Annotated in this window: 21 protein-coding genes, 1 tRNA gene, 1 pseudogene and 2 riboswitches; of the genes and pseudogenes, 7 read left to right on the top strand and 16 right to left on the bottom strand. The window is 65.0% G+C overall.

Going from position 1 to position 24,912, the window contains the following annotated elements; all coding sequences use genetic code 11:
• Positions 1-14 precede the first annotated feature (14 nt).
• Together pcrA and AC5RV1_RS12280 are read right to left on the bottom strand one after the other, a co-directional pair.
• Positions 15-2,561, bottom strand: a complete 2,547-nt coding sequence (gene pcrA, locus AC5RV1_RS12275; RefSeq protein WP_493994756.1) for a DNA helicase PcrA — start codon at positions 2,559-2,561, stop codon at positions 15-17.
• A gap of 83 nt (positions 2,562-2,644) precedes the next feature.
• Complete coding sequence (locus AC5RV1_RS12280; RefSeq protein ID WP_493994741.1) at positions 2,645-3,475, bottom strand: inositol monophosphatase family protein; 831 nt, start codon at positions 3,473-3,475, stop codon at positions 2,645-2,647.
• A 32-nt stretch (positions 3,476-3,507) separates the two neighbouring features.
• Here AC5RV1_RS12280 and AC5RV1_RS12285 point away from each other — a divergent pair, with 32 nt between their 5' ends.
• A complete protein-coding gene (locus AC5RV1_RS12285; protein ID WP_493994742.1) occupies positions 3,508-4,140 on the top strand; it encodes a hypothetical protein in 633 nt (210 codons plus the stop codon).
• Here AC5RV1_RS12285 and AC5RV1_RS12290 read toward each other — a convergent pair.
• The gene (locus AC5RV1_RS12290) at positions 4,137-4,898 is read right to left on the bottom strand and encodes a DUF998 domain-containing protein (RefSeq protein ID WP_493949026.1); all 762 of its coding nucleotides are present in this window, start codon (positions 4,896-4,898) and stop codon (positions 4,137-4,139) included. The two genes, AC5RV1_RS12285 and AC5RV1_RS12290, sit on opposite strands and share 4 nt — an antisense overlap.
• An 83-nt stretch (positions 4,899-4,981) precedes the next feature.
• Here AC5RV1_RS12290 and AC5RV1_RS12295 point away from each other — a divergent pair.
• From AC5RV1_RS12295 to AC5RV1_RS12305, 3 genes are all read left to right on the top strand, one after another.
• Positions 4,982-5,054 (top strand) — tRNA-Arg (locus tag AC5RV1_RS12295).
• 1 nt (position 5,055) lies between these two features.
• Positions 5,056-5,532, top strand: coding sequence for a DUF6314 family protein (locus AC5RV1_RS12300; protein ID WP_493994743.1), 477 nt, complete (start codon positions 5,056-5,058; stop codon positions 5,530-5,532).
• Positions 5,529-5,951 carry an NUDIX hydrolase gene (locus AC5RV1_RS12305; protein ID WP_493949024.1) on the top strand — a complete coding sequence of 141 codons (423 nt, stop codon included), beginning with the start codon at positions 5,529-5,531 and terminating at the stop codon, positions 5,949-5,951. The genes AC5RV1_RS12300 and AC5RV1_RS12305 overlap by 4 nt, the downstream gene beginning before the upstream one ends.
• On the opposite strand, the gene AC5RV1_RS12310 is transcribed toward AC5RV1_RS12305, so the two are convergent.
• Positions 5,948-7,861 (bottom strand): ABC transporter ATP-binding protein, encoded by a 1,914-nt coding sequence (locus AC5RV1_RS12310; protein ID WP_493949023.1) that lies wholly within the window; start codon positions 7,859-7,861, stop codon positions 5,948-5,950. The two genes, AC5RV1_RS12305 and AC5RV1_RS12310, sit on opposite strands and share 4 nt — an antisense overlap.
• Positions 7,858-9,501 (bottom strand): ABC-F family ATP-binding cassette domain-containing protein, encoded by a 1,644-nt coding sequence (locus AC5RV1_RS12315; protein WP_493994744.1) that lies wholly within the window; start codon positions 9,499-9,501, stop codon positions 7,858-7,860. The genes AC5RV1_RS12310 and AC5RV1_RS12315 overlap by 4 nt, the downstream gene beginning before the upstream one ends.
• A gap of 248 nt (positions 9,502-9,749) precedes the next feature.
• Here AC5RV1_RS12315 and AC5RV1_RS12320 point away from each other — a divergent pair, with 248 nt between their 5' ends.
• Together AC5RV1_RS12320 and AC5RV1_RS12325 are read left to right on the top strand one after the other, a co-directional pair.
• The gene (locus tag AC5RV1_RS12320; protein ID WP_493949021.1) at positions 9,750-10,487 is read left to right on the top strand and encodes a hypothetical protein; all 738 of its coding nucleotides are present in this window, start codon (positions 9,750-9,752) and stop codon (positions 10,485-10,487) included.
• The gene (locus AC5RV1_RS12325) at positions 10,484-11,221 is read left to right on the top strand and encodes a hypothetical protein (protein ID WP_493994745.1); all 738 of its coding nucleotides are present in this window, start codon (positions 10,484-10,486) and stop codon (positions 11,219-11,221) included. The genes AC5RV1_RS12320 and AC5RV1_RS12325 overlap by 4 nt, the downstream gene beginning before the upstream one ends.
• 227 nt (positions 11,222-11,448) lie before the next feature.
• On the opposite strand, the gene AC5RV1_RS12330 is transcribed toward AC5RV1_RS12325, so the two are convergent.
• The 10 genes from AC5RV1_RS12330 to AC5RV1_RS12375 form a co-directional block, all read right to left on the bottom strand.
• Positions 11,449-14,487 (bottom strand): alpha-mannosidase, encoded by a 3,039-nt coding sequence (locus tag AC5RV1_RS12330; protein ID WP_493994746.1) that lies wholly within the window; start codon positions 14,485-14,487, stop codon positions 11,449-11,451.
• A gap of 150 nt (positions 14,488-14,637) precedes the next feature.
• On the bottom strand, positions 14,638-15,525 hold the full coding sequence (gene fdhD, locus AC5RV1_RS12335) for a formate dehydrogenase accessory sulfurtransferase FdhD (protein WP_493949018.1): 888 nt from the start codon (positions 15,523-15,525) through the stop codon (positions 14,638-14,640).
• A gap of 84 nt (positions 15,526-15,609) precedes the next feature.
• Positions 15,610-16,989 (bottom strand): molybdopterin molybdotransferase MoeA, encoded by a 1,380-nt coding sequence (locus AC5RV1_RS12340; protein WP_493994747.1) that lies wholly within the window; start codon positions 16,987-16,989, stop codon positions 15,610-15,612.
• Positions 16,986-17,279 (bottom strand): DUF6457 domain-containing protein, encoded by a 294-nt coding sequence (locus AC5RV1_RS12345; protein WP_493994748.1) that lies wholly within the window; start codon positions 17,277-17,279, stop codon positions 16,986-16,988. Before AC5RV1_RS12345 ends, AC5RV1_RS12340 begins: the two co-directional genes overlap by 4 nt.
• A 15-nt stretch (positions 17,280-17,294) precedes the next feature.
• The gene (gene mobA / locus AC5RV1_RS12350) at positions 17,295-17,939 is read right to left on the bottom strand and encodes a molybdenum cofactor guanylyltransferase (protein WP_493994749.1); all 645 of its coding nucleotides are present in this window, start codon (positions 17,937-17,939) and stop codon (positions 17,295-17,297) included.
• Between the two features lie 46 nt (positions 17,940-17,985).
• On the bottom strand, positions 17,986-18,486 hold the full coding sequence (locus AC5RV1_RS12355) for an HNH endonuclease (protein WP_493949015.1): 501 nt from the start codon (positions 18,484-18,486) through the stop codon (positions 17,986-17,988).
• A gap of 291 nt (positions 18,487-18,777) precedes the next feature.
• Positions 18,778-19,551, bottom strand: a complete 774-nt coding sequence (locus AC5RV1_RS12360; RefSeq protein WP_493994750.1) for an NlpC/P60 family protein — start codon at positions 19,549-19,551, stop codon at positions 18,778-18,780.
• Positions 19,552-19,717: 166 nt separating this feature from the next.
• The gene (locus AC5RV1_RS12365; protein ID WP_493994757.1) at positions 19,718-20,401 is read right to left on the bottom strand and encodes a C40 family peptidase; all 684 of its coding nucleotides are present in this window, start codon (positions 20,399-20,401) and stop codon (positions 19,718-19,720) included.
• Positions 20,402-20,471: 70 nt separating this feature from the next.
• Positions 20,472-20,654, bottom strand: a riboswitch (cyclic di-AMP (ydaO/yuaA leader).
• Positions 20,655-20,782: 128 nt separating this feature from the next.
• The gene (locus AC5RV1_RS12370; protein WP_493949080.1) at positions 20,783-21,604 is read right to left on the bottom strand and encodes a M23 family metallopeptidase; all 822 of its coding nucleotides are present in this window, start codon (positions 21,602-21,604) and stop codon (positions 20,783-20,785) included.
• A gap of 10 nt (positions 21,605-21,614) precedes the next feature.
• Positions 21,615-21,826: riboswitch (cyclic di-AMP (ydaO/yuaA leader) on the bottom strand.
• Between the two features lie 146 nt (positions 21,827-21,972).
• Complete coding sequence (locus tag AC5RV1_RS12375) at positions 21,973-22,668, bottom strand: iron-dependent transcriptional repressor DtxR (protein WP_493949012.1); 696 nt, start codon at positions 22,666-22,668, stop codon at positions 21,973-21,975.
• 278 nt (positions 22,669-22,946) lie between these two features.
• On the opposite strand from AC5RV1_RS12375, the gene serC reads away from it, so the two are divergent.
• Positions 22,947-24,077, top strand: a complete 1,131-nt coding sequence (serC, locus tag AC5RV1_RS12380; protein ID WP_493994751.1) for a phosphoserine transaminase — start codon at positions 22,947-22,949, stop codon at positions 24,075-24,077.
• Positions 24,078-24,523: 446 nt separating this feature from the next.
• Here serC and AC5RV1_RS12385 read toward each other — a convergent pair.
• Positions 24,524-24,912, bottom strand: a pseudogene (locus tag AC5RV1_RS12385) (DUF3027 domain-containing protein); the annotation flags it as partial.

A 24,912-nucleotide genomic window follows, 5' to 3' on the forward strand; every position in this document is an offset into this window, starting at 1 on the left:
TTCCGCTTCCGCTGCTAGGCGTCAAGCTTTGTGAGCGGCGCGTACCGCAAAAGCAGCCGCTTTTCACCGACGTCGAACTTTACCTTTGCCACGGTCTTGTCCCCCGCTCCCTCAAGTGCCAGGACGGTTCCGTTACCGAAGCTCGTGTGGTTAACCTTGTCCCCCACACTGACCGCAACGATCTCCTTCTGCGGCTGCACCCGGTTCCGGGCAATGACGGCCGGGACATCTGCGTTGAAACCGGCCGACGAATCAGCCGCTGCGCCACGTGCTGTTCCGGCGCCCCAGAAGGATCCGCTGTAGCGGTTCGAACCGATGGATCCGCCGCCCCAGGCGCCGGCCTGCCTGCTGGTTCCTTCACGCTTCCATTCCACGAGTTCGGCGGGGATTTCCTCCAGGAATTGGCTGGCGGGGTTGTACTGGCTCTGACCCCACATGCTCCGGACCTCGGAACGCGTGACATAAAGACGTTTGCGAGCCCGGGTAAGGCCCACGTAAGCGAGCCGGCGTTCTTCAGCAAGTTCCTTCGGGTCCGTGGCCGAGCGCTGGTGCGGGAACAGTCCGTGCTCCATGCCAGTGAGGAATACCACGGGAAATTCGAGCCCCTTGGCGGTATGCAGGGTCATCAGCGTTACCACGCCCAGCCGCTTGGCCTCCGCAACGGCGGCAGCAGTGTCCTCGGCGTCACCACCGGGGGCATCGGGGATCTGGTCGGCATCTGCCACCAGCGAGACCTGCTCCAGGAAAGCGGCGAGCGACCCTTCCGGGTTCTCCTGCTCATACTCACGCACCACGGCCACGAGTTCCGCGAGGTTCTCCACCCTGGACTCGTCCTGGGGATCAGTGCTGGCCCGCAGCGCGGCGAGGTAACCGGTTTGCTCCAAGACTGCTTCAAGGGCCGCTGCTGCGCCTGAGCCCGCGGCCACTTCAGCGAGGTCATCCAGCAGCTTCACAAAGCCGAGGACCGCGTTGACGGAACGGGTTGCCATCGCCGGCGCCTGCTCGGCGCGGCGGGCTGCTGCCATAAACGAGATGCGCTCACGCTGGGCGAGGGCGGCAACAGCTCCCTCGGCGCGGTCTCCGATGCCGCGCTTAGGTTCGTTGAGCACCCGGCGGAGGTTGACGTCGTCGTCCGGATTAACCAGGACGCGAAGGTAAGCGAGGGCGTCCTTGATCTCCTTGCGCTCGTAGAAGCGCGTGCCGCCCACCACCTTGTACGGCAGGCCAACCCGCACCAGAACGTCTTCGATGGAGCGCGACTGGGCGTTGGTGCGGTAGAAGATGGCAACATCCCCCGGGCGGAGGTTGTCCTCATCCTGGAGCCTGTCAATCTCCTTGGCTATGAACTGGGCCTCGTCGTGCTCGTTCTCTCCCACGTAGCCAATGATTTTGTGGCCATCACCTTCGGCCGTCCACAGCCGCTTCTCAGGGCGGTTGGGGTTTCGCGAAATAACCGAGTTGGCCGCAGTGAGGATGTTCTGCGTGGAGCGGTAGTTCTGCTCCAGCTTGATGGTCCGCGCCTCGGGGTAGTCCTTTTCGAACTCCACGATGTTACGGATATCCGCGCCGCGGAAAGCGTAAATGGACTGGTCCGAGTCGCCCACCACGGTGAGCTCGGACGCTCCCGGGCCTTCCCCCACGATTTCCCGGACCAGTGCGTACTGGGCGTGGTTGGTGTCCTGGTATTCATCCACCAGGACGTGCCGGAACCGGCGGCGGTAGGACTCGGCGAGCGCCGGAAAGGCACGGAACATGTAGACGGTCTCGGCTATGAGGTCGTCGAAGTCCATGGCGTTGGCCTGGCGCAGCCGCTGGGTATAGCCCTTGAAGACCTCGGCTACGGCCTGTTCGAAAGGATCGTTGTAGTTCGCGGCGGAGGAGTACGAATCGGCATCGATCAGTTCATTCTTCAGCGCAGAAATCTTGTGCTGGATGGCCTTGGGCGCAAACTTCTTGGGATCCAGGTCCAACGCTTTGGACACCTGCGTGACCAGGCGGAGCGAGTCTGCGGAATCGTAAATGGAGAAGTTGGACTTCAGCCCGACGTTGGCAGCTTCCTGACGGAGGATCCGGACGCAGGACGAGTGGAACGTGGAGATCCACATGATCTTGGCGCGGCCGCCCACCAGCACTTCAATGCGTTCCCGCATTTCCGCCGCAGCCTTGTTGGTGAAGGTGATGGCGAGGATTTCGCCATGGTGGGCCCGGCCGGTGGCGATCAGGTAGGCGATCCGGTTACTGAGCACCCGGGTTTTGCCCGACCCGGCACCGGCCACGATCAGCAGCGCGGAACCGGCGTGTTTGACCGCTTCCTCCTGCTGCGGGTTCAAACCCTCCAGCAGCTGCGCGGCATCCGGGCGGTGGCTACTGTGGCGGCGCACCTGTCCCTGATCCCCCTCCTCCTGCCGGCTGCCAGGCAAACCGGGGCCCGGCTGGCTCTCCCAGGGCAGGCCACCGCCGGGACCGGCCGAGGTTACGACCCCTTCAGGGCGGGCCTTGGTGCGGGCAGCGGCTGCGGGAGCGGCCTTGAAAGGTCCGTCAGAGTACGGGTCAAACAACATATCCATGGTGCCTACAAGTCTAGGCGGTGGGACCGACACACACTTTCAGCCTGTGCATTACGTGTTCAAGCTGTCGCCGAATCCTAGGCCACCGAACCGGACTCGAGCGCGGCGCGCAACTCACGCACCGCCGTCGTGCCGCCTGCCATAAACCATTCCAGGCCGTTCACCCGGACTGTATCCACCGCACCGCCGGCCGCGCGGACGATTGCCTTTCCCGGCAGCCAGTCCCACTCCGGGCAGCTGTGCTGGAACCAGCATCCGAGCTGCCCGTCAGCTACCCGGCCGAGGTCGCAGGAGCCCGAACCGAGCATCCGCAAGGCGGCGGCAGAGGTGGCAGCCGCATGCCAGGGCATCGCGCAAAGTGGGTCCATGAGCCAACTGGGGTGGATGTAGGTGGCAGCGCCGAGCTCGGCTACGGCAGTGCCGTTGCGCGCTCCTCTGTCCTCGTGGAACACCGTCAGGGATTCGCCGTTAAGAGTGGCGGGATGCGTCCGTCCGCCCAGCCAGAGCTTGTCCTCCTCAGGCTGGAAAATGGCGCCGAGCACCACGTCGGAGGAATCCTTCAGGGCGATGGCCGAGCACCAGTACGTGGATCCATGCAGGAAGTTGTAGGTGCCGTCCACAGGGTCAATGACCCAGGTGCGACCGCTGGTCCCCTGCACCGAGGCGCCTTCCTCCCCGAGGATTCCGTCCTCGGGACGGCAGCGCTGCAGCTGTTCCAGCACGTAGGCCTCGGCGGCATGGTCTGCGGCGGTCACCACGTCCGAGATGGACGTCTTCTGTTCCGACTGCAGGCCTGCCATCCGCATGAGCAGCGCCAGCTGCCCGGCTTCGCGGACCAGGGCTGCAGCCAGCTGGTAGTCGTCCAAGGAGGAGTCGAGTTCAACAGCACTGTGCCGGCCAATGGTCATGGCTTCAGTTTATGGGGCGGGATAATGGTGGCATGGCCAAAACCCCTGCCCAGCGGATCAAGAAGCACGGCTCCAAGGCGGCTGTACCGCAGCACCACCTCCCGCCCGTGGTCAATCCCACCACCGCGCGCACGCCGGAGAAAGCCGAAAACAACGGCAACCTCATCCTGATCGCAGGCGTGGTGGCCAGCCTGTTCCTGTTCTGGTACCTCCACCTGCTGACGCTCGACCAGTTCCGGCAGCTCTCCGGCGGCCTGGCCATGCCGGATTCGCTGATCGGCGGGTTCGACCCGGCCTACATCAACCAGTTGCACCTGGCCATGAACGAGGAAGCGCGGGGCCAGCTCAACTACGTCCACAAGACGGCCGGCACCCTGTTCCCGCTGATCTTCGGGTTCACTTGGCTGCTGCTGATCGGGACGAGCGTGGCCAGGAAGGCCCTGCGCTGGGCTTTGTGGGCGCTCCCCCTGCTGTTTGTGGTGGTCCGGCTGTGGGGCAACGTGGCCATCGACGGCATGCTGGCAGCAGGAACGCCCGACGCCGGCCAGGTCGCCCTGGCCTCGGGCCTCACCGTGGCCGGCTGGGTCCTGCTGGTCCTGAGTTTGCTGGCAGGGGCGGCGGCGGTCTTTCTGCGGGCGCGGAAGCCCAAAAACCTCGAACCCTAAAGCCGCTGACCAGCCGCTGCCCGGACCTGATTCCGGTGCCGATGCACCCGCTGCGCGATAACCAAACCTGCGGCGGCCATCCCCACGGTAACCGGGTAACCCATAAGCCGCTCCAGGGCGCCCGGTTCCGGCACATGCATGCCGGTCAGCCCGCCCGTAACCAGGGCGGCAGCGGACACGGTCCCGCAGGCCAGGATGAACCAGGCCATCGCTGTCTTCCCCAGCCAGAGGAACCCCAGGACCAACAGGGCGACCGCCCCGGCAGTGAAGTACATGATTGCGCCGGCCAAGTGCCAGCCCGAGCCAACATCCTCCGGCACCAGCCCCACAATCACCGTCCCGGCTCCCGCCGTTCCTGTCAGCACCCGGACGGCCACGGCGGCCAGCCATGGTACCCGCCGGCCCGGCCGGACCCGGGCGCCGGCCAGGGCAGCCACGCGCAGCAGCCCCGAGCTCAGGAGCAGCGCCCCCAGCAGCATCCCCAGCCCCTGGACCACGAACGATGCGTTCATCAGCCAGTTCAGCGGGGAACACACCTCGCGGCCGTCAAAGACGCCGCAGTTGATGGCCCCGAGGTCGCTGATGTAGCCGGTGCGCAGGTCATAAGGCCGGGGACCGGCCCAGGCGCCAATCACCGCCGCCTCCGCCGCGAAATACTGCAGCACGCTGAGCACGGACCATGCACCGATGTACTGCCGGGTGGAGGTGGTGTCCGGGATGAACGCCACGGATCGGGCGGTGGACGGCACTGAACTCATGCCTTGAGCGTAGTACGGCTCCGCACCTTGTATGCTTGTATCCGTGTCCGGCCGGACCGGCCTTGCCGATCCATCGGACGCCCGCCCTCGTAGCTCAGTGGATAGAGCACGGCTCTCCTAAAGCCGGTGTCGTTGGTTCGATTCCAATCGAGGGCACTTGAACTTTCCTCCCCCGGAGTTCGCCCTCCGCCCCTACCTTCTCGGCCCGGCCGTCAATGGGCACGCCGGGCAGTGGACCGTCCAGCGGGACCTGCTGGACCGGACGAATGGCACCCGCGGAACCTTTGCCGGCGTCGTCCACTTTGTTCCCATGGACGACGGCGGCTTGGCCCTCCGGGAGGAAGGAACCATGCGCTGGCCCACCTTTACCGGGCCCGCCTCCCGTGAATACCTGTTGAAGACCACCGACCGGCCCGATGCCATGGACGTATTCTTCCCGGACGGGCGTCCCTTCCACACCATGAGCTTCACGCCGGAGGCCAACCTGGACCAGCACTGGTGCGCTCCCGACACCTACCGCGTGACGTACGCCTACGAGGGCCCCCACACGTTCAGCTACAGCTGGGACGTGCAGGGGCCGCGGAAGGACCTCCTGCTGAGCTCGCGCCTGGTGCGGCAGGAGCGGGACACATGAAAAACCGCATCGTGGTGTCCGCCGTCTGCGTCTTTGACAACGCCGGCCGCCTCCTGACCGTGCGGAAGCGCGGCACCTCCATGTTTATGCACCCCGGCGGCAAGCCCGAAGCCGGGGAAACGGCCGTGCAGGCCGCAGCGCGGGAGTTGGCCGAAGAGGTGGGCATCGTGCTTGATCCAGCCAACCTGCAGCTGATGGGCGTCTGGATTGCGGACGCCGCCAACGAGGCCGCCACGGACATCGAAGCCACCGTGTTCCTGGCGCCGGGCACATGGGAGGCCCATCCTTCCGCCGAGATAGCGGAGATCCGCTGGCTGGAACCCGGCGGCGAACTGCCGCAGGACCTGGCCCCGCTGCTGACGGAGCACATCCTGCCGGAACTCGCCGCCAGGCCTCAAACCGTGTGGACGGAAGGCTAGAACTCGGGAACTGCTTCCTGGGCCACGGCCGTGGCTTCGGCGAACTGCGTCCGGTACAGCTCGGCGTAACGGCCGTCAGCGGCCAGGAGTTCCGTGTGGGTGCCCCGCTCCACAATCCGGCCGTCCTCCACCACCAGGATCGCGTCAGCGGCACGGACAGTGGACAACCGGTGTGCGATGACGACGGCGGTGCGCCCCTCGAGTGCGGCGCCCAAGGCAGCCTGCACGGCGGCCTCGTTGGTGGAGTCCAGCGCGGCCGTCGCCTCATCGAGGATGACCACGCGGGGCTGGGCGATGAGCAGCCGGGCGATCGTGAGCCGCTGCCGTTCACCACCGGAGAGGCGGTAGCCACGTTCACCCACCACCGTTTCCAGTCCATCCGGCAGGGAGCGGATCATGGCTTCAAGCCGCGCCTGCCGGATGACCTCCCACATATCCGCTTCCGTGGCATCGGGCTTTGCGAGCCGGAGGTTGGAGGCGATGGTTTCGTGGAAGAGGTGGCCGTCCTGCGTCACCATGCCCAGGGTGTCCCGCAGCGAGTCAAAGGTGGCGTCGCGCAGGTCCAGCCCGGATCCGGCAGTGGTTCCGCCCAGGCGCACGGCACCGGAATCCACGTCGTAGAGCCGGGCCAGCAGTTGGGCGATCGTCGATTTTCCTGCACCGGAGGATCCGACCAGCGCCACCGTCTGGCCTGGTTCCACACGGAAGCTGATGCCGTGCAGCACTTCCTCCCCGCCGCGGGTGTCCAGCGTGGACACCTCCTCGAGGGAGGCCAGTGAAACCTTGTCAGCGGAGGGGTAGGCGAAGCGGACATCATCGAACTCCACGGAAACCGGGCCGGGCGGAACAGCTACAGCCCCGGGTTTCTGCTGGATCAGGGGTTTGAGGTCCAGGATTTCGAAGACCCGCTCGAAGCTCACCAGGGCACTCATGATCTCTACCCGGGCATTGGACAGGGCTGTCAGAGGGGCGTACAGCCGGGTGAGCAGCAGGGCCAGCACCACAACGTCGCCGGGTGCGAGCTGGCCAGTGATCGCCAGCCAGCCGCCCAACCCGTAGACCAGTGCCAGGGCGAGCGCGGAGACCAGCGTCAGGGCCGTCACGAAGGTGAACTGCAGCATGGCGGTCCGAACGCCTATGTCGCGCACGCGGCCGGCGCGGACGGCGAACTCCCGGGATTCCTCGTCCGGGCGCCCGAACAGCTTGACCAGCGTGGCGCCCGGCGCTGAAAAGCGTTCGGTCATCTGGGTGCCCATGGCGGCGTTGTGCTCCGCCGCCTCGCGGCGGAGGTCGGCGAGTTTGGAGCCCATCCGCCGCGCCGGGATGAGGAAGACCGGCAGCAGGATCATGGCCAGGACGGTCACCTGCCAGGACGTGCCGAGCATAACGATGAGCGTGAGGATCAGTGCCACCACGTTGCTGACAACACCGGACAGGGTGCCGGCGAACGCGGACTGGGCGCCGATGACGTCGTTGTTCAGCCGGCTGACCAGGGCTCCGGTACGGGTGCGGGTGAAGAATGCGATGGGCATCTTCTGCACGTGGTCGAAGACCCGCGTGCGAAGGTCCACGATGACGCCTTCGCCGATGGTCGAGGAAAGCCAGCGGTTGACCAGGCCCACCCCCGCCTCGGCGATGGCGACGACGGCGATGAGCACAGCAAGCCTGAGCACCTCGCCGGCGCCGGCCTTGGCCACGATCGCGTCCACCACCTGCCCGGCCAGGACGGGGGTGGCCACAGCGAGGAATGCCATCACAATGGACAACGCCACAAAGGCAAGCAGTTTGCCGCGGTGCGGCCGGGCAAATCCGAGGACACGCTTCAGGGTTGCCTTGGAAAACGGCTTGGAACCGCTCTTGGCCCGGGTGATCTTGTACAGGGAGTTCCAGGCCACCCCTTCCATGCTCATTGCTGCTGCTCCTCTATCATTCCGTTTTCAACATGCCAACGTACATCCAGCCGCACGTTCTCGAGCAGCCTCCGGTCGTGCGTCACCAGCAGGAGGGCGCCGTCGTAGCTTTCCAGCGCCTCCTCAAGCTGTTCGATGGCCGGAAGGTCAAGGTGGTTCGTCGGCTCATCCAGGACAAGCAGGTTCACGCCTCGCGCCTGCAGCAGTGCCAGGGCGGCCCTGGTCCGTTCGCCCGGCGACAGCGAATCGACGGTACGGGCAGTGTGGTCCGCCTTGAGGCCGAACTTGGCGAGCAGGGTCCGGACGTCTGCCGGGTTCAGGTCCACCAGAACTGCCTCGACCGCCTCGGCCAGGGCAAGATGGCCTGCAAGCAGCCCCCGGGCCTGGTCGATCTCGCCGATGGCCACCGAAGCGCCCATGGCAGCGCTGCCGGACTCCGGTGCGAGGTCGCCCAAAAGAAGGCGCAGCAGGGTGGACTTGCCTGCACCGTTGGGACCCGTGATGCCGATCCGCTCCCCCGCATTGAGCTGGAGGTTGACCGGCCCGAGGGTGAAGTTACCCTGACGGACCACAGCGTCGCGGAGGGTGGCCACCACGGCGCTTGAGCGCGGCGCCTTGCCGATGGAGAACTGGAGCTGCCATTCCTTCCGGGGCTCGTCCACCACGTCCAGCCGGGCGATCCGTGATTCCATCTGCCGCACCTTCTGGGCCTGCTTCTCGGAGGACTCGGTGCTGGCGGCGCGGCGGATCTTGTCGTTGTCGGGACTTTTCTTCATGGCGTTCCGAACGCCCTGCGAGCTCCATTCCCGCTGTGTCCTTGCCCGTGACACGAGGTCCGCCTTGGTGGCGGCAAACTCCTCATACTTCTCGCGTGCGTGGCGCCGCGCCACTGCACGTTGTTCGAGGAAGGCGTCATAGCCGCCGTCGTAAACGGCGACGGAGTTCTGCGCCAGGTCCAGTTCAACTACCGTGGTGACGCAACGGGCCAGGAACTCCCTGTCGTGGCTCACCAGGACAACGCCGCCACGCAGCCCGCGGACAAAGTCCTCGAGCTTTGCGAGTCCGGCAAGATCAAGATCGTTGGTGGGCTCATCCAGGAGGACGACGTCGAACCGGCTGAGCAGCAGGGCTGCAAGCGCCACCCGCGCTGCCTGGCCGCCGGACAAACTTGTCATCTCGGCGTCCGCCCCGGTGTCCAGGCCCAGATCGGCCAGTACGGCGGGGATTCGGTCGTCAAGGTCCGCAGCACCGGAAGCCATCCAGCGGTCGAAAGCCCGCGCGTAGGCGTCATCGGCACCGGGCGCGCCGGAGCCAAGCGCCTCTGCTGTGGATTCCATCTCCGCCGTGGCCTCGGCGCAGCCGGTCCGCCGGGCAATGTACGCGGCAACAGATTCACCGGGGATCCGCTCGTGCTCCTGGGGAAGCCACCCCACGAAGGCGTCGGCCGGAGCAAGGCTGACATTGCCGTCCTGCGGCTGGTCGACGCCTGCGAGGAGGCGGAGCAGGGTGGATTTGCCGGCACCGTTGGCACCCACCACACCTACAACGTCGCCAGGGGCAACGGTGAGGGAAAGCTGGGAAAAGAGCAGCCGGTGGTCGTGGCCGCCGGATACATCCTTTGCCACAAGGGTCGCAGTCATGGGATCCATCCTTTCACCGGAGCGCGCAGCAGTTCTGGGCGTTTTTCGGCCCGCAAAGCCTCGCGCATTCCGGCTGGAGGACGGCGCCCGGAGCCCGGACATAAAAGAACCCGCTGGTCCGGACTTGGGGGGTGTACGGACCAACGGGCTCGACCATCAAGCATAGTCGAAACATGCAGGCGGGTAAAATCGGCGTCAATGTCGTCAGGCTAAGATCGACAAACCATCCGTTCTCCAGAGAGCTCCCTATGACCCTCCCCGCCAAGGCGTTCCAGCGCTGGCTGCAAGGCATTGCGCCGGACGCCAGCACGGCAGACGTCTGCAGGATTTCCGGGATCAAGCGGACCACCTTGGCCCAGCAGCTGGTCCGTGGGAAAGTCTCGGTAAGCACAGTGGTCAGCATCAGCCGCGCTTACAACATCAACCCGGTAGCGGCTTTGGCTGACTTCGAACCCTACCGGGAACTGGCCGGTCCCCAGCAGCCACCTACGCGCTGCGAGTTGGTAAGCCAGATCTCCACCGCCGACCTCCTGCGCGCCATGCTGACGCGTCCGGGGATGGACCCTGCCGGGCCACCGGGTGATGAACCGCCCGCACTGTCGCCGGCGCCGCACGCCACGTCCGTCAGGAACTGGGTTGATGCCATTGACGACGGCGAGCTGCGGCACCGTGTTTCCGCCGCTACGGGCATCGCACCGCAGAACTATTCCGCGCAACTATCGGCAAACCGGCTGTCAGCCGGGCTGGCGGTTGCCACGGCTGCCGCAGCAGGTGTTGGACTAACCGATGGACTGGTGGCCACTGGCCTGATCACAGAGGAAGAAGCAGGCTGGCCTCCGGGCGCACGGCAGGGAGCACTGGACAGCCTGTCCGACGGCGACCTCGCGGTCCTGGCCGGCGACAGGCTGCAGGCACTGGGCAAGGTGCTGCGGCGCCAGGAGCAGGACCAAGCGCAGACGGAAAAGATTTGGGAGAACCTGGGATGATCGAAACCCTTCAGTGGTCCACGCTGGCCATCTGTGGCCTGATTGCCGCAGCCCGGGTGCCCAGCGCCGTCCGGGGAGAGAACAGGTCGCTTTTCTACATCTTCGCCCTGATGACCGTGGCCATCCTTCTAAGCATCGAGGCTCCCTACATCGCCGTTGACACGGCTTTGGGAGGCGTCAACCTCGCCAATCTGCTGTTGCGCTTCATCATTTTCGCGGCCATTTATTTTGTTGGCATCCGGGTCACCCGCGGGTTCGGAGCCGAGCATGGTTATCGGCTCATCACGGGAAGGATTGGCCAGGCCGTCCTGCTGGTGGTTTCCCTGCTGATGCTCGGTGTTTTCTTCCTGATGGACACTGCAGGTTCCTCGGCCGGTTTGGGCGCCATCGCCGGGAAGGACCACCGTCACGGTGTCCTGGTGGAGTACTACGGCGCAGCCGGACGGGCCTATCCCTCGTATGTCTCCCTGGTACTGCTTCCAGCGATGGTGCGCGCAGCCCAGAGCAGGTTGCCGGTTCTGGTCCGGCTCGCCGCCGGGCTTTTGGCGGTAGGTGGAGTTGCTATTGCGCTGACCCTCCTGTTCCCCCTGGTGCCGGAGGAATGGTCTGCAGGCAAATTCATTGTCAACTACACAGCAGTGCTCTGTTTCGTCCTCGGCCTGGCCCTGATCTGGGTAGCCAGGGTTAGAAGCAGCAAGAACTTCAAGCCGAAAAGGACATCTACCGAAACGTAACCTTTTGGGCTTTCACAAATTCATTAGAGTGTGAAACAATCATGAATGTGTGAAGGTGGGAGCCCGGGGCGTTTACGAACGGGGATACTTTCTTGAACGATGTGGCTCCCGGGGGCCTTTGCACGCTTTGGGGGGATGAGTGGTGGCGGCCGTTGGGGACCGCCCCCACTCAGCCATTTAAAGGCCCTTCTGCTCTTTTCTGGGAAACACGCGGCTAAGCCGGATTTCTAGGCGCGAGGGCGCACAAACCGCAGCGTGACCAACTGGAACGGCCGCAGGAGCAGCTGCGCTCCCTCCGGTCCTGCTTCGACGCCGGACGCCTGCACGGGGCGCTCCAGCAGGTCCACGGCCTCGACCTGCTGAACCGGGAAGTTCGCTGCGAGCCGTCCCGCGGAGCGCTGCCCCAGCGACTCGTACAACCGGACAACCACATCTCCGGAGCCGTCCTCCGCCAGCTTTACCGCCTCGATGACCAGGGCAGGGTTTGACACGGAAAACAGCGGCTCCACCGGCGCGGCGCCAGTGACGAGCCGCGGAGCGAGATTCGTCCGGTAGCCTTCCTGGACGGCATCGGCGATGTCGGCGCCGGGCCGGATAGTGACCGTCAGCTCGTGGTGTCCGCGGTCTGCATCCGGATCCGGGAACTTCGGGGCGCGCAAAAGTGTCATACGCACGGTGGTGGTGGTGCCGCCGTCGGCCTCCCTGATACTCCTGGTGACGTCATGACCATAGGTGGACGAGTTGGAAACTGCGACGCCGTAGCCCGGCTCGGCCACGTGGATCCAGCGGTGCGCGCAGATTTCGAACTTGGCCGCTTCCCAGGACGTGTTGATATGGGTGGGGCGGAAGACGTGCCCGAACTGCGTCTCCGCCGCCGAACGGTCCGCCCGTACGTCCAGCGCGAAGCCTAGCTTCAACAGCTTTTCCCGCTCCTGCCAGTCCACAGAAGTGGTGACGGAGAGCGAGGGGCTTCCGGCGGCCAGGCTAATGCGCTGGGTAATGGCAGAGGATCCGGCCATCCGCTCCACCACAACAGTAGCCTCGCCGTCGTGCTCCGCGAGGCGCACCGACTCCGCGCAGGTCAACGGTGTGACGTTGCGGCGGTAGAACTCGTCAATGTCCCAGGCGTCCCACTCGTTGGGTGTGTCACGGTGCAGTTCCAGCAGGTTGCCGCGCTCCCCCGGGGCAATCGCCTCCCGGCCGCTCGCGTAGTCCCGAAGCGAGGTGAGCAAACCGTCTGCGTCCAGGACCGCCCGGATGATGCCGTTGTCCAAAACGAAGCCGGCGTTGCGGGCTGCGGCACGGGCCGGTAGTGGTGACCCGACCGGCTCGCCTGCTGCCAGTGCCGGGACGCCGTCGCGGGCATGCGGCGCGGCGTTCAGCAGGAACTGCCGCTCCCCGTTGCCTAGGACTGCCCTGGCTGCCTGGGCGATCAAACCTTCGAGGGCGGATTCGATGGCCTGGTAATTGCGCTCGGCGTCCTGGTGGACCCAGGCGATGGAACTGCCGGGAAGGATGTCATGGAACTGATGCAGCAGCACCAGCCGCCACAGCCTCTTGAGCTCGGCAGCGGGGTAGGCAAACGAGCCTTCTGTCCGGACAGCGGCCGTGGTGCACCACAGTTCTGCTTCGCGCAGCAGGTGTTCACTGCGCCGGTTGCCCTTCTTGGTCCTGGCCTGGCTGGTGTACGTGCCGCGGTGCAGTTCGAGATACATCTCGCCCACCCACACAGGCAGCGAGGAATATTCGCCCTCAGCCTGCCGGAAGAAGCTCTCCGCGGATCCGATCCGTACCTTTGGCGAGCCTTCAAGGTCCGCTGTCCTGGCCGCCGCAGCAAGCATTTCCCGCGTGGGGCCGCCGCCGCCGTCGCCATAGCCGAAGGGCACCAGCGATACCGAGCCGCGGCCATGGTCACGGTAGTTCCGCTCGGCGTGGGCCAGCTCGCGGCCGCTGAGCTGGGAATTGTAGGTGTCGACCGGCGGGAAGTGGGTGAAGAGCCTGGTGCCGTCGATTCCCTCCCAGTTGAAGGTATGGTGTGGCATCCTGTTGGTCTGGTTCCAGGAGATCTTTTGGGTGAGGAACCACCGGCTGCCGGCGGACTTGACGATTTGTGGCAGGGCCGCCGAGTATCCGAAGGAGTCCGGCAGCCAGGCTTCCCGGCACTCGACGCCAAATTCGGCCAGGAAGAAGCTCTTCCCCTCCACGAACTGCCGCGCCATGGCCTCGCCGCCGGGCATGTTGGTGTCCGATTCCACCCACATTCCGCCAACCGGCACGAATTGCCCTGCATTCACCTTTTCCCGGATCCGGCCGAAGAGTTCAGGGTAGAACTCCTTGATCCAGGCGAACTGCTGGGCGGATGAGCAGGAGAAAACGAAATCGGGGTATTCATCCATCAGGGCAACTACGTTGGAGAACGTCCTGGCGCATTTACGGATGGTTTCGCGGACGGGCCAAAGCCACGCGGAATCGATATGCGCATGCCCGGTGGCAACGAGCTGGTGGGCGGAAGCATAGGCCGGGCTGGCCATCACTTCGGCCAGCGCTTCGCGTCCGGCAGCGGCGGTCCCGGCAACGTCGTCGGGGTCCATCACATCCATCATGCGCTCAAGTGCCCGGAGGATTTCGTGCCGGCGCGGCAGCTCCAAGGGAAGTACGTCCATCAGCCCGGACAGGGTCCAGATGTCCTGCTGGAGTTCCCACACGGTCTGGTTCAACTCCGCGATGGAGATGGTTCCCAGCCTGTACTGCGGTGCTGTTCCGGCCGTTGATTTGTCCCCATAGGGCGTGGCCGCGAAAGTCCAGCCTTGGGCGACATCGGGATTGGCGGCGGCCTCCACATAGAAGTCCACCGCCATTCCCCCTCCCAGCAGCTTCAGCGGGATGTACTGGTTCCGGGGGGATACGGCCTTGATGATGGTGCCATCGGCGCGCCAGGCGATCCCCTCGCATTGGAAGCCGGGCACTTCGATGGTGAAGCCGAGGTCAACCACCACTTCGATAGTGGTGTCCGGCTCCGTGCCCCAGAACTCGGGTACTTCGCCCTGGAGGCGGAGCCACTTGGTACCCCAGGGCTTTCCCCATGGCGCGCCGTGTTCCTGCGGCTGGAACTTTTGCCGCATGGCTTCGAGGGCCGGCACCGGTTCGTCCGGCACGTCCCAACTGCTCAGCGTCAGGGGAAGGCTCCGGCTGTATACGGCGGGGTTGATGCGTTCGCGGACGAACCTTTCGAGGCGGACTTCCGTAATCCGGCGGTCGTCATGCAATGTTGGCCCTCTTCAGCGCTGGAAACGTGGACCATGGTGTCCATTCGGTGGATAAAACTACCCGCTGGTAGCTTACTCGCCATTCGCGGCGGATGACATCCCTGGAAAAGCGGTTTCCGAAAAAAGTGGGGCTTGCGGCTAAACCGGTGGTCAGCTCCGCGCGCCGGCGGGAGCCTGGGCGACAGGCCTGACAATACGGTGGTCCCCCGCGTAGATGTTGAGGCTGGTTCCCCGGCTGAACCCGGCGAGGGTCAAGCCGCTGGCCTCTGCCAGTTCAACAGCAAGGCTGGAGGGAGCGCTGACGGCAGCCAGCACGGGGATTCCCGCCAGGGCTGCTTTCTGTACAAGCTCGAAGGAGGCGCGCCCTGATACCTGGAGGACCGTGCCGCGCAGCGGGAGCAGTCCTTCACGCAAGGCCCAGCCCACAACCTTGTCCACGGCGTTATGGCGCCCTACGTCCTCGCGGAGGCACAAAAGCTCCACGCCGCCGTCGTCCTGGATCCTGAACAGCCCGGCCGCGTGCACTCCGCCCGTATCCTCGAAAAGGCGCTGGGACTTCCGCAGCAGGCCCGGCAGGGATGCGAGGAGCTCCGCGTCGATGGTCAGCGGATCCGCGGCGGGGCTGTAGTGCGAGGACTTCTGGACAGACTCCACCGAATCGGTCCCGCAAATGCCGCAGGAGCTCGAGGTATAGATATGGCGGCCAATGGACGGAACTGTGACATCGGGCCGCAATTGGACCTCAACCACGTTGAACGTCTGGACGCCGTTTTCATCCTCGCCGGCGCAGAAACGCAGTGACACGAGCTGCTCTGAGGTCCAAATGATGCCCTCCGACACCAGGAACCCGGCCACCAGGTCAAAGTCGTCCCCTGGCGTCCGCATGGTGACAGAGAAGGAGAGCTGGCCCAACCGGATCTCCAGCGGCTCCTCCACAGCGAGGACATCTTCACGGTGCCTTACCGGAAACTCCAGTGCCTTCGGAGAACCGTCAAGCACATACTTGTGCACCTTGCGGCGCTGGGTCACGCGGCCCATGGCCACACCTGCCTTTTCATAGGTCCATCATGACAACTGCCGTACCCGGATACCAGCAGAGTACGGGCTGGCCACGGAGTGTGGTCAGCCAAGAAGCGCGCTCCAGTCCACGGGGCCGCCGGACGCCGCTTTGCCGGCTGTCCTGCCTGGCCGCGCCGCGTTCCTCGGCCTGGTTTTGCCGGCACTCTCCGAAACCACTGGGATGGGTGGTCCCCAGGGCAGCGCAAACGCCGGCACCGGCTCGCCGAACTGGACCCCATGCGGCGGCACCACCATCACGCCGGCGGCCGACGCCAACCCGCGCATCATGCCCGGGCCGGTGTGCTGTGCCGGAGACGCCATGCCATAGAGGAGCCGGAACGGCATCAGCCGGGTGCGCCCCGGATCGGGTTCGATGGCGCTTCCGCAGGGCACTTCGTGGATTTCGGGCAGCCGGCCGTGACCGAGCGCGGCGAGCAACGGGGCCCCCACGGTGCACAGCGCCATCATTGCAGCGAGGGGGTTCCCTGGGAGGCCGAGTACGAAGCGGCCGTCCGGCAGTTCCGCCAGGACGGCGGGGTGGCCTGGCCGCATTGCGATCCCGTCGATAACGAGGCGCCCGCCCAGTTCCGCCACCGCCCGACGCAGGTGGTCCGTGCCTGAGCGGCCCGTCCCGCCAGTGGTGATAACGACGTCGGCCGGCAGGTCCGGAGCGCCCGGCGCCTCGGGCACCACGTCTTCCAGGGCCGCGAGCCACTCCTCGTAGGAGTCCCCGATCCGCTGCTGTCCCCCCGCTATTCCTCCCAGCATTCCCACCACGGCCGGTAATTGTGGACCGAACGTATCCCGCACTTGGCCGGGATCTGGAACACCCTGGCCTATCACCTCGCCACCGGTCAGCAGGAGCCGGACCAGGGGTTTTCCCTGGACCTGCAACTCGTCGTAGCCGGCAAGGGCAGCCACGGCGAGATGGGCAGGGTTGAGTTCCGCTCCTGCCTTGACCAGGATGTCCCCGGCAAGCGCTTCCTCGCCGGCTTTCCGGATGTGCTGGCCGTTCCGCGGTTCGCCAGGCCTCGCGCTTCCTCCGGTCATCAAGACAGGCAAGCCGTCATCGTCCTTGCCAAGCACCGCGCTCTCACTGCGCAGCACCGCTTTGGCGCCGGGAGGAATGAGCCCGCCGGTGACGATCGGACTGGCCTGATGCGGGGCTAGCCGGGTGCCTGGTTCGGCAAGGATCCATGGCCCGGTCCCGTTAACCGCCCAGCCGTCCATGGCCGAGGACGCGTAGTGGGGCATGTCCTGCAACGCCACAATGTCCTGGTCCAACGTCCGGCCGAGGGCCAGGTTCAGGGGAACCGGCCCGGCAGGGATCGGGGTGGCTGCGTCAAAAGCTGCCTGCCGGGCTTCTTCCCACGTATGGTCCAGGTGCTCCGGCGCTTCCGGCAGGTCGGTTGGACTCCGTTCTTCCCCGGGTTCCTCAGTCATTCGCCGGGAGTCCCGGCGGCTTCAGCCTCGTAGTCCGCGGCAAGGGAACGTGCCACATCCAAAGCCCCTTCCATGGACGCGGCATCGGTGCTGCGTCCGGACGCTGAGGCTAAGCCGGCGGCATAGCCGGCGATGAAGGTGGTGAGTGGCGCCGCGGGCCGCACAACGGAGTGGGCGGCTACACCCGCAAGGGCGAGGATGGCGTTGACGTCCACCTGGACGTCCTCAAGCTCATAAGCCTGGAGCAGGGACCTGCACCATTCCTCCAGCGTTTCATCCTGGCTTTTCACGAACTGCCTCCCAATTTAACTGCTGCCGCGCCGGTCCTGGCCCTCGTCCCGGCGTCCGGCGTTAACTCCAAGTGCGGCGGCATCATCCCAGGTATCCACATCGGCTGTGGAACCGGCCGGGACGGTAACAAGCTGCACGTCAAGACTAGCAAGGAGCGCCCGCATGGAGCTGTTGTTTAGGGCACCTCGCGAGGCCAGTTCCCGGGCGGCTCTTTTTAACACCACTGTGCGGTAAAACCCGGCGAGCTGCTGGGCCCTGCCGTCGTCGGCGCACGCGATGATTGCATCGGCCCCCGGGTCACCTGCCAGTGCTGCCGTTAGTGCCTCCACCGCAGCCGAGACCTTCGGCATGTCGCATGCCAGTACCAATGTGTAAGGCCGTTCGCTTCCGGCCTGGGCCAGTGCCTCCAGACCAGCAGCCACCGCGGCGGCCGGCCCTGCAAACTCCGGCTGCTCGCGGCACGAGAGCACCCCTGCGGGGAGCGCGCCGGGGTCTGGACCAACCACTACTGTGCGGATCGCCCCTGACGCGGCAGCAAGGGACCGTTGCAGGAGGGTGTCACCATGAAAGACCAGCCCTTGTTTGGGTACGCCGCCCAGCCTGGATGACCGGCCGCCAGCCAGGATCAGGGCGTCGAAGTCCAAGCGGTCTTGTTCCACTCCCCCAGCCTAGCCCTGGGACGGCGGAGGCAACCTATCCGCTGCGTCAGGCAGCGCGCTCGGGCAGCAGGAACGGATCCCACGCGGGCGTTGGCTTCTCGAGTTCCTTGATCTGCCACATGGTGCCGTGTGGAGGCTCAGGAACGAACCGCAGCTTCCAGCCCATCTCGGCCGGGGTGTGGTCGCCTTTGAGGTTGTTGCACCTCAGGCAGGCAGCCACCAGGTTTTCCCAGGAGTCCCCACCCCCGCGAGACTTTGGGTGAACATGATCGATGGTGTGCGCAGCTTTCCCGCAATAAGCACACTTGTGCCCGTCACGTCGAAGCACCCCTCGGCGGCTGACAGCGGTGGACTGGTTATATCTGGGACGGATGTAGCGGTTCAGGAGGATCACGGACGGGCGGCCCAGGATCTCCTGGGGGCCCACTACGGGCTCATCCCCTTCAGCCACAACGCTCGCCTTGCCCGTGAGCACAAGCACCAGCGCCCGGCGGAAAGTAATAACCGCCAGCGGTTCATATCCAGCATTCAGAACGAGAGTGCGCATGCACGTACCTCTTCACGGCCGCACCCGTCAGGGGCACGAGGGCCGGCTGCCCTCGGCATGTCCGGGCTATGGATCGACACCACAAGAGTAAACAAAGAAGTGCACTATCAGCTAATTGCTGGAGCACACGGTGCCGTGTCCGGCCGGTTCGTGAACTCCCGCATCTTGCCCAGTACGCTGCTCGCAGCTTGCCGGGAGTCAACACCTTGCCCGGAGCTAACAGACAAGACCCCCGCCGCAAGGGCAGGGGTCCTGTTCAGGGATCAGACACGCATCCGAGGCCGGAGAGCATTAGCTAACGCGGATGAACACCGGGCCGGAACCAACGTTGGCGCTGAAGACTACGGTCTGGTTGCCGTTGTAGCCGCCGTGCACTGCCTGGCCGTTACCGGCGTAGACAGCTATGTGGGCCATGCCGGAGCCACCATTTGCGTAGTAAATCAGGTCGCCCGGCTGGGCTTCAGCAGCGCTCACGGTGCGGCCCAAGGAGAGGTAGCCTGCAGGCCAGTCGTGGAAGTTGATGCCCACGGCAGCCAGCGAGTTGGTCACCAGCATGGTGCAGTCCTGCATAACGCCGAGCTGGGCGTAGGCGGCGGACAGGATAGCTGCACCCTTGCCGCTTGCCGAGGCAGGAGCGGCGGGGGCTGCTGCAGCCGGAGCTGTAGCGGTCACCTTCGCAACAGCGGCGGTCCTTGCGGCCGGAGCAGGAGCCGGAGCGGCTTCCTGGACCTCCACCTCGGGCTCCGGAGCTTCCATAACGGGAGCCGGCGTGGTGGTCACAGCAGGCTTCTCGAAGGAGATGGCAATGGTGGACGCAGCGGAGATCGGAGCCTCAACCGTTGATTCGACTTCCAGCGTGGAGGCCGGAGCTGAGTCACGCTGGACGTTGGCGTCAGCAGCGTTCGCCGCGAGGCCGCTGGTCAGGACCAGGCCGGAAGCGGCTGCGATAACGGCTGCCTGGCGTCCTACACCGCCGGCGTTGTCGCCGACAGCCTTGGCAATGATGGCGAGCGAGTTGGTCTTGGTGGCCTCGGCGCGGTGCCGTGCGGTTGCACGAGTAGTCATCAGTTCTCTCTTTCGTTTCCTTCAAAGCCGCATGTGGGCAGCCAAAGGTGTTTGGACGCGCCGGCATCTTGGGGGTACGCCGGCACGTCCCGAACGGGGATGTGTGGTGATTTAGCGAAGAGCTGTTTGGGCAAAGAAAAAGCCCTTGGACCGTGGGGTCGAAGAACTAGTTCATAGTGAAGAATGCTGAGGAGCCGGTAGCAGCTACCGAGTGCAGCAGCGTTCCCTGGGAGGGGTTCAGGGCACTGATCATCATGCCGTTGCCGACGTAGATGCCGACGTGCGCGCCGCCGTTCTGCATAACCAGGTCACCCGGCTGCGGCGTGGAGGTGGGCTTCATTGCGTTCCACGCGTTGACGCGGGGGATGCTGATGCCGGCCTGGGCGTAGACCCACTGGGTGAAGCCTGAGCAGTCCCAGCCGTTGGGGGTGGTGCCGCCCCAAACGTACGGACGGCCGATGCCGGTGTAGGCGAGGCCTGCAATTCCGGAAGTGGACGCGGAGGCAATTGTCTCCACGGCCTTGTCCGCAACGGAGCCGGCCGACGCGGTGGAAGCGGTGGTCACTCCCTGCTCATCGTCTGAGTCCGTGGACTGCGCAACTACCCGCTCAACAACGGGTGCCGGGGTGGTCTTGACCACGGGGCGCTCGAAGGAGACGGTAGCCGTGGGCGCCGCCGTGACAGCGAGGGCACTTTGTGCCGATCCGGATTCCGTGGAAGCGGAGACACCAGCGGTGGTGTCCGCTGCATTGGCCGGCAGGCCCATGGTCAGGATGAGGCCCGAGGCAGCTGCGATGACTGCAGCCTGGCGACCTACTGTCCCGGCATTGGCACTAACGGCCTTGGACACGGAGTCCAGGGGGTTGGTACGAACCGGTTGCGCACGGTGGCGCGCAGAATTATGGCGTGAAGACACGAAGGTAGCCTCTCCCAATGCCTACGAGGTGAGCTGTCGGATTCGGATGGGAGTCACCCGGCCGCGCGGCTTCCTGGGAAGCTTTTGCGACTTAACCCCAAGGCCTTCAAAAAGCTGAAGGCCAAAATTGGTTCCCCCGCCCCTGCCAGACGATGAAATGCGAACGGACCTTGAGCGGTGGCAGAGTTAGGCAATCCGCACAAGAGCGTCAACTTCGGAAAAGTTGACGCGAGTTAGACGGTACAGCAGTTTTGGAAGAATGTCACATTCAGGTCACGGCATGTCAACACCAAGTGATAGCTCACCGTCATTTGACTAAAGCCAACCGGTCGGGTCAACAACTTCGCCGTTGACCTGGACCTCAAAGTGGAGGTGGCACCCGGTGGAAGCCCCCGTGGTCCCGCTGAGGGCCACGACGTCCCCGCGGGACACCGTCTGCCCTTCCTTGACGCTGAAGGACGACAAGTGGTTGTAAGTGGTTTCCAGGCCGTTGCCGTGATCCACTACGACGCGGTTGCCGCCGCCGTACTGGTGCCAGCCGGCGAAGGTGACCGTTCCAGTGGCTGCGGCGAGAACAGAGGTGCCGCACTGGGCTACGTAGTCCTGTCCGCGGTGGAAGTCGCCGGAGCCTCCGGTGATCGGACTGACCCGGTAGCCGAACGGCGACGCAGTGGTCAAAGCAGCGAGCGGGGCGCCAAGACTTCCTGCGGAAGCGGCGCGGGTGATGGCACCGGCAGACTGGGCACTGAGCAGCTGCTTCAGTTTGCCGTCCGGGTCTGCCTGGGTAACCACAGCAGAGCGGCTGAAGTCTATCTGGGCACCTGCTTCCGCGGAAACCTGCGGCTGGGGCACAACAGCGGACGCGGCGACAGGAGTGGATCCCGAGGCATCCGTGGCCATCACGGGACTGGTGGCCGGCACGGTCACGGTGAGCACCAGCCCGGTGGCGGCCAGGGCGATGCCGGCCTTTTGGCCGATGCCGCTGGCAGCGGCGAATTCAGTAATTTGGCGGAAGGGACCCCGACGGCGGCGCGCATCACGGTGCGGATCGCGGGGGCGTTCCGAGGTGATGACTTCGACAACACGCGGTGTCGAAGCAGGGACCGCCGCGCGGCGGCGTCCCCTGGAATTCTGCATGGTCAAGAAGGGTTCCTCTCTGGAAAGCCTGCGAAGTTAGCTGTCGGATTCGGGTCAGAGAGTTCAAAGACCCGGTCCGCCGTAAGCAAGCTTCGGCACAGAGATATCCCCGGAGGAATCCTTCACTGGAAGAGGCTTGCTGCTGACGGACTTCACCCCAAGGCAGTCCCCCGCTGCCGCTTGTGGTTCCCCCGCCTCTGCCAGTTACGACTCGTGCTCCTGATCCGCTGGCAGAGCTCGGCTCCAGATCAGGTAACGCTTTAATATCAACGCTTGGTTCAACTATAGATGCTTAAGCCCGAAAGTAACAATTCCGTTATCTTTGCGTAACGCAGTTCACACGGAGTATGGCGTCCGCTCTTTGCCTTTCAGCGGATCGCCACGAACACATGGGCGGCAACTTCCGGAGGCAGCTCCAAGGCACCTTCGATACCCGGAACCCGGACCGAGATGTAGTCACCCACCCGTTCCAGCGACACAGCCGCACCCGGCCGGATACCGCCTTCATCAAGCTGGGAGAGCAGTTCAGGCTCTACCTGGATGGGCTCGGCGAGCCGGCTGATGGTCACCACCGAGGCAGGACCGTACGACTTCATCGCCTCCAAAAGGCTAATGGCGCCATCCGCAAAACCCAGGGTCGGCACGCCGCCCAGGGCAGCAAGGCCGGGGATCGGGTTCCCATAAGGGGACTCAGTGGGATGGTTCAGCAGCTCATAGATGCGCCGTTCCACCCGCTCGCTCATAACATGCTCCCAGCGGCAGGCTTCGTCGTGGACGTAGGCCCAGTCCAAACCGATCACATCGGCGAGAAGACGTTCAGCCAGGCGGTGCTTGCGCATTACTTCGGTGGCACGCTTCCGGCCCGTCTCGGTGAGCTCCAGGTGGCGGTCGCCGGAGACAACCACCAGGCCGTCCCGTTCCATGCGCCCGATGGTTTGGGAGACGGTAGGCCCGGAGTGGCGCAGCCGCTCGGCGATCCTGGCGCGAAGGGCAACGATGTTCTCTTCCTCGAGCTCCAGAATGGTCCGAAGGTACATCTCCGTAGTATCGATCAGATCCGTCATCCAGCTCAGCTCCTCGAGCACAGTACCTAGCGTTGTCCCACCGTATCGCCTTCACCGCGACGTAGTCCGTGGAAAAGCTTAGCCTATTTTGACTTTGTCCGAATAGTTCACCGGGGCGCGGGCGGGGCGTCTCATTGGCTGGACTATGACGGTTCCGGTTCCCGCCTATTGTGCCGTTCAGGCAGAATAAGGGAGGCCCTGGTTGCAGCCGTCACCGGCTGCCGGCCACCAACACCCGTCCGGACCAAAGCCATGTCCAGCCCGAAATTGGAGCACCCGTGAGCGAAACCAGCATCACTATTCCCGCCGACCTCCTGCCCAAGGACGGACGGTTCGGCGCCGGGCCTTCCAAGGTCAGGCAGGAGCAGATTGATGCGCTGTCCGCCGCCTCGAAGAACATCCTTGGCACCTCCCACCGGCAGGCCCCGGTCAAGAACCTTGTTGGCTCCGTCCGCGAGGGTCTCAGCCAGTTCTTCCGTGCCCCGGAGGGCTACGAAGTGGTCCTGGGCGTTGGTGGCTCCACGGCTTTCTGGGATGTGGCCAGCTTCGGCCTCGTTGAAAACAAGGCCCAGCACCTGTCCTTCGGCGAGTTCGGCTCCAAATTTGCCGCAGCCACCAACAAAGCGCCCTTCCTGGACTCCTCGTCAATCATCAAGTCTGAGCCGGGCACGCACCCTTCAGCCAAGGCCGAAGCCGGGGTGGACGTCTACGCGTGGCCGCAAAACGAGACCAGCACGGGCGTTGCTGCCCCGGTCCAGCGTGTTGCCGGCGCAGACGAAGGAGCCCTGGTACTGGTGGACGCCACCTCTGCCGCGGGCGGGCTGGACGTGGACGTAGCGGAAAGTGACGTTTACTACTTTGCGCCGCAGAAGAACTTTGCGTCCGACGGCGGCCTCTGGCTCGGACTGTTCTCCCCCGCCGCACTCGAACGTGCAGGGCGGATCAAGGCAGGCGGCCGCTGGATACCTGATTTCCTTGACCTGCAGACGGCCATCGACAACTCACGCCTGAACCAGACCTACAACACTCCCTCACTGTCCACGCTGGTAACGCTGGACGCCCAGGTGCAGTGGCTGAACTCCAATGGCGGCCTTGACTTCGCTTCTTCGCGCACGGCAGACTCTGCCGGCCGCATTTACAGCTGGGCAGAGGCCTCGGAGTTCGCGACCCCCTTCGTCACGAACCCGGAGGAGCGCTCAAACGTTATTGCAACCATCGACTTCGATGAGTCCGTGGATGCCGCAGCGGTCGCCAAAGTGCTGCGCGCCAACGGGATCGTGGATACCGAGCCGTACCGCAAGCTCGGCCGCAACCAGCTGCGTATTGCAACGTTCGTGGCCATCGAACCGGCGGATGTTTCCGCCCTGCTGGCCAGCATTGATTTCGTGGTGGGCGAACTGCGCAAGTGACCGAAACTGCGAAGGTCATCCGGCTGACGTAACGCTCCAGCCCCAACGCACGACGGCGCCGCCCGGGTTCTGCCCGATCGGCGCCGTTTGCGCGTCTTAACTCAGTTTTCCGTGCCCGGGCGCGGTATTCCGCGCTTAATCCGTCCCGGCGTCGTGGCCTGAGGGTTGTTCCCGCACGTGCGCGGCTTCATCAACCCGAACTTGGTCATTCCGGGCTATAGCGTTCAGGGCTTCATTGTCCACGGCTTCATTGTCCAGGGCTCCAGCATCCCCGTCAGCATCCCCGCCGGCAGGCAGGGCGATGGCGGGCTCAGTGGTAGCGGGCTCAAGGGCGACAGTTTCCGGTACATCGCCCTCGTCTGCGCGTACACCAGCCTGCTTTGCACCGGCGTCGGGCGTGCCGGCTTCCGGCTCGTGCACCGGGTCTTCGCCGCGCTCCGATTCCTGTTCCTGCTCATCCTCAGGCCGGACCCGTTCCGCCCACGGAACCCATTCGGGCGCCAGGATGGACTCCTCGGACGGCAAGAGGCCAAGCTCGTTGACCGTGACCACCTTGGACCGCGAATTCCGGGTCAGTACTGCGAACCACTGCCACCCGGCATAGCCGGGCAGCCTGCATTCAAAGAGGTGGGTTACCAGGCGGTCGCCTTCGCTTTTGGCTGCCAGGTGCTGCCCAACGTCCGATGCCGCGGTGATGCCTTGAATGGCGGTCCGTGCCGTGTCCACCGCAGCAGCTAGGAAAGCGTCCGGCTTGCCGGTCCGCCAGACGGGCACACCGGCGCGGCGCTTGGCTGCTTTTGCCGCCCCAGGCGCCTGGCCGGCAGGCTCAAGGCCG

The sequence above is a fragment of the Arthrobacter sp. Hb9-2 genome (assembly GCF_059091165.1).

Bases quoted from the DNA above. Each gene is read 5' to 3' on its own strand.
- pcrA (WP_493994756.1), bottom strand. From the start codon at position 2,561: ATGTTGTTTGACCCGTACTCTGACGGACCTTTCAAGGCCGCTCCCGCA.
- AC5RV1_RS12280 (WP_493994741.1), bottom strand. From the start codon at position 3,475: ATGACCATTGGCCGGCACAGTGCTGTTGAACTCGACTCCTCCTTGGAC.
- AC5RV1_RS12285 (WP_493994742.1), top strand. From the start codon at position 3,508: ATGGCCAAAACCCCTGCCCAGCGGATCAAGAAGCACGGCTCCAAGGCG.
- AC5RV1_RS12290 (WP_493949026.1), bottom strand. From the start codon at position 4,898: ATGAGTTCAGTGCCGTCCACCGCCCGATCCGTGGCGTTCATCCCGGAC.
- AC5RV1_RS12305 (WP_493949024.1), top strand. From the start codon at position 5,529: ATGAAAAACCGCATCGTGGTGTCCGCCGTCTGCGTCTTTGACAACGCC.
- AC5RV1_RS12310 (WP_493949023.1), bottom strand. From the start codon at position 7,861: ATGAGCATGGAAGGGGTGGCCTGGAACTCCCTGTACAAGATCACCCGG.
- AC5RV1_RS12315 (WP_493994744.1), bottom strand. From the start codon at position 9,501: ATGACTGCGACCCTTGTGGCAAAGGATGTATCCGGCGGCCACGACCAC.
- AC5RV1_RS12320 (WP_493949021.1), top strand. From the start codon at position 9,750: ATGACCCTCCCCGCCAAGGCGTTCCAGCGCTGGCTGCAAGGCATTGCG.
- AC5RV1_RS12325 (WP_493994745.1), top strand. From the start codon at position 10,484: ATGATCGAAACCCTTCAGTGGTCCACGCTGGCCATCTGTGGCCTGATT.
- fdhD (WP_493949018.1), bottom strand. From the start codon at position 15,525: ATGGGCCGCGTGACCCAGCGCCGCAAGGTGCACAAGTATGTGCTTGAC.
- AC5RV1_RS12340 (WP_493994747.1), bottom strand. From the start codon at position 16,989: ATGACTGAGGAACCCGGGGAAGAACGGAGTCCAACCGACCTGCCGGAA.
- AC5RV1_RS12355 (WP_493949015.1), bottom strand. From the start codon at position 18,486: ATGCGCACTCTCGTTCTGAATGCTGGATATGAACCGCTGGCGGTTATT.
- AC5RV1_RS12360 (WP_493994750.1), bottom strand. From the start codon at position 19,551: ATGACTACTCGTGCAACCGCACGGCACCGCGCCGAGGCCACCAAGACC.
- AC5RV1_RS12370 (WP_493949080.1), bottom strand. From the start codon at position 21,604: ATGCAGAATTCCAGGGGACGCCGCCGCGCGGCGGTCCCTGCTTCGACA.
- AC5RV1_RS12375 (WP_493949012.1), bottom strand. From the start codon at position 22,668: ATGACGGATCTGATCGATACTACGGAGATGTACCTTCGGACCATTCTG.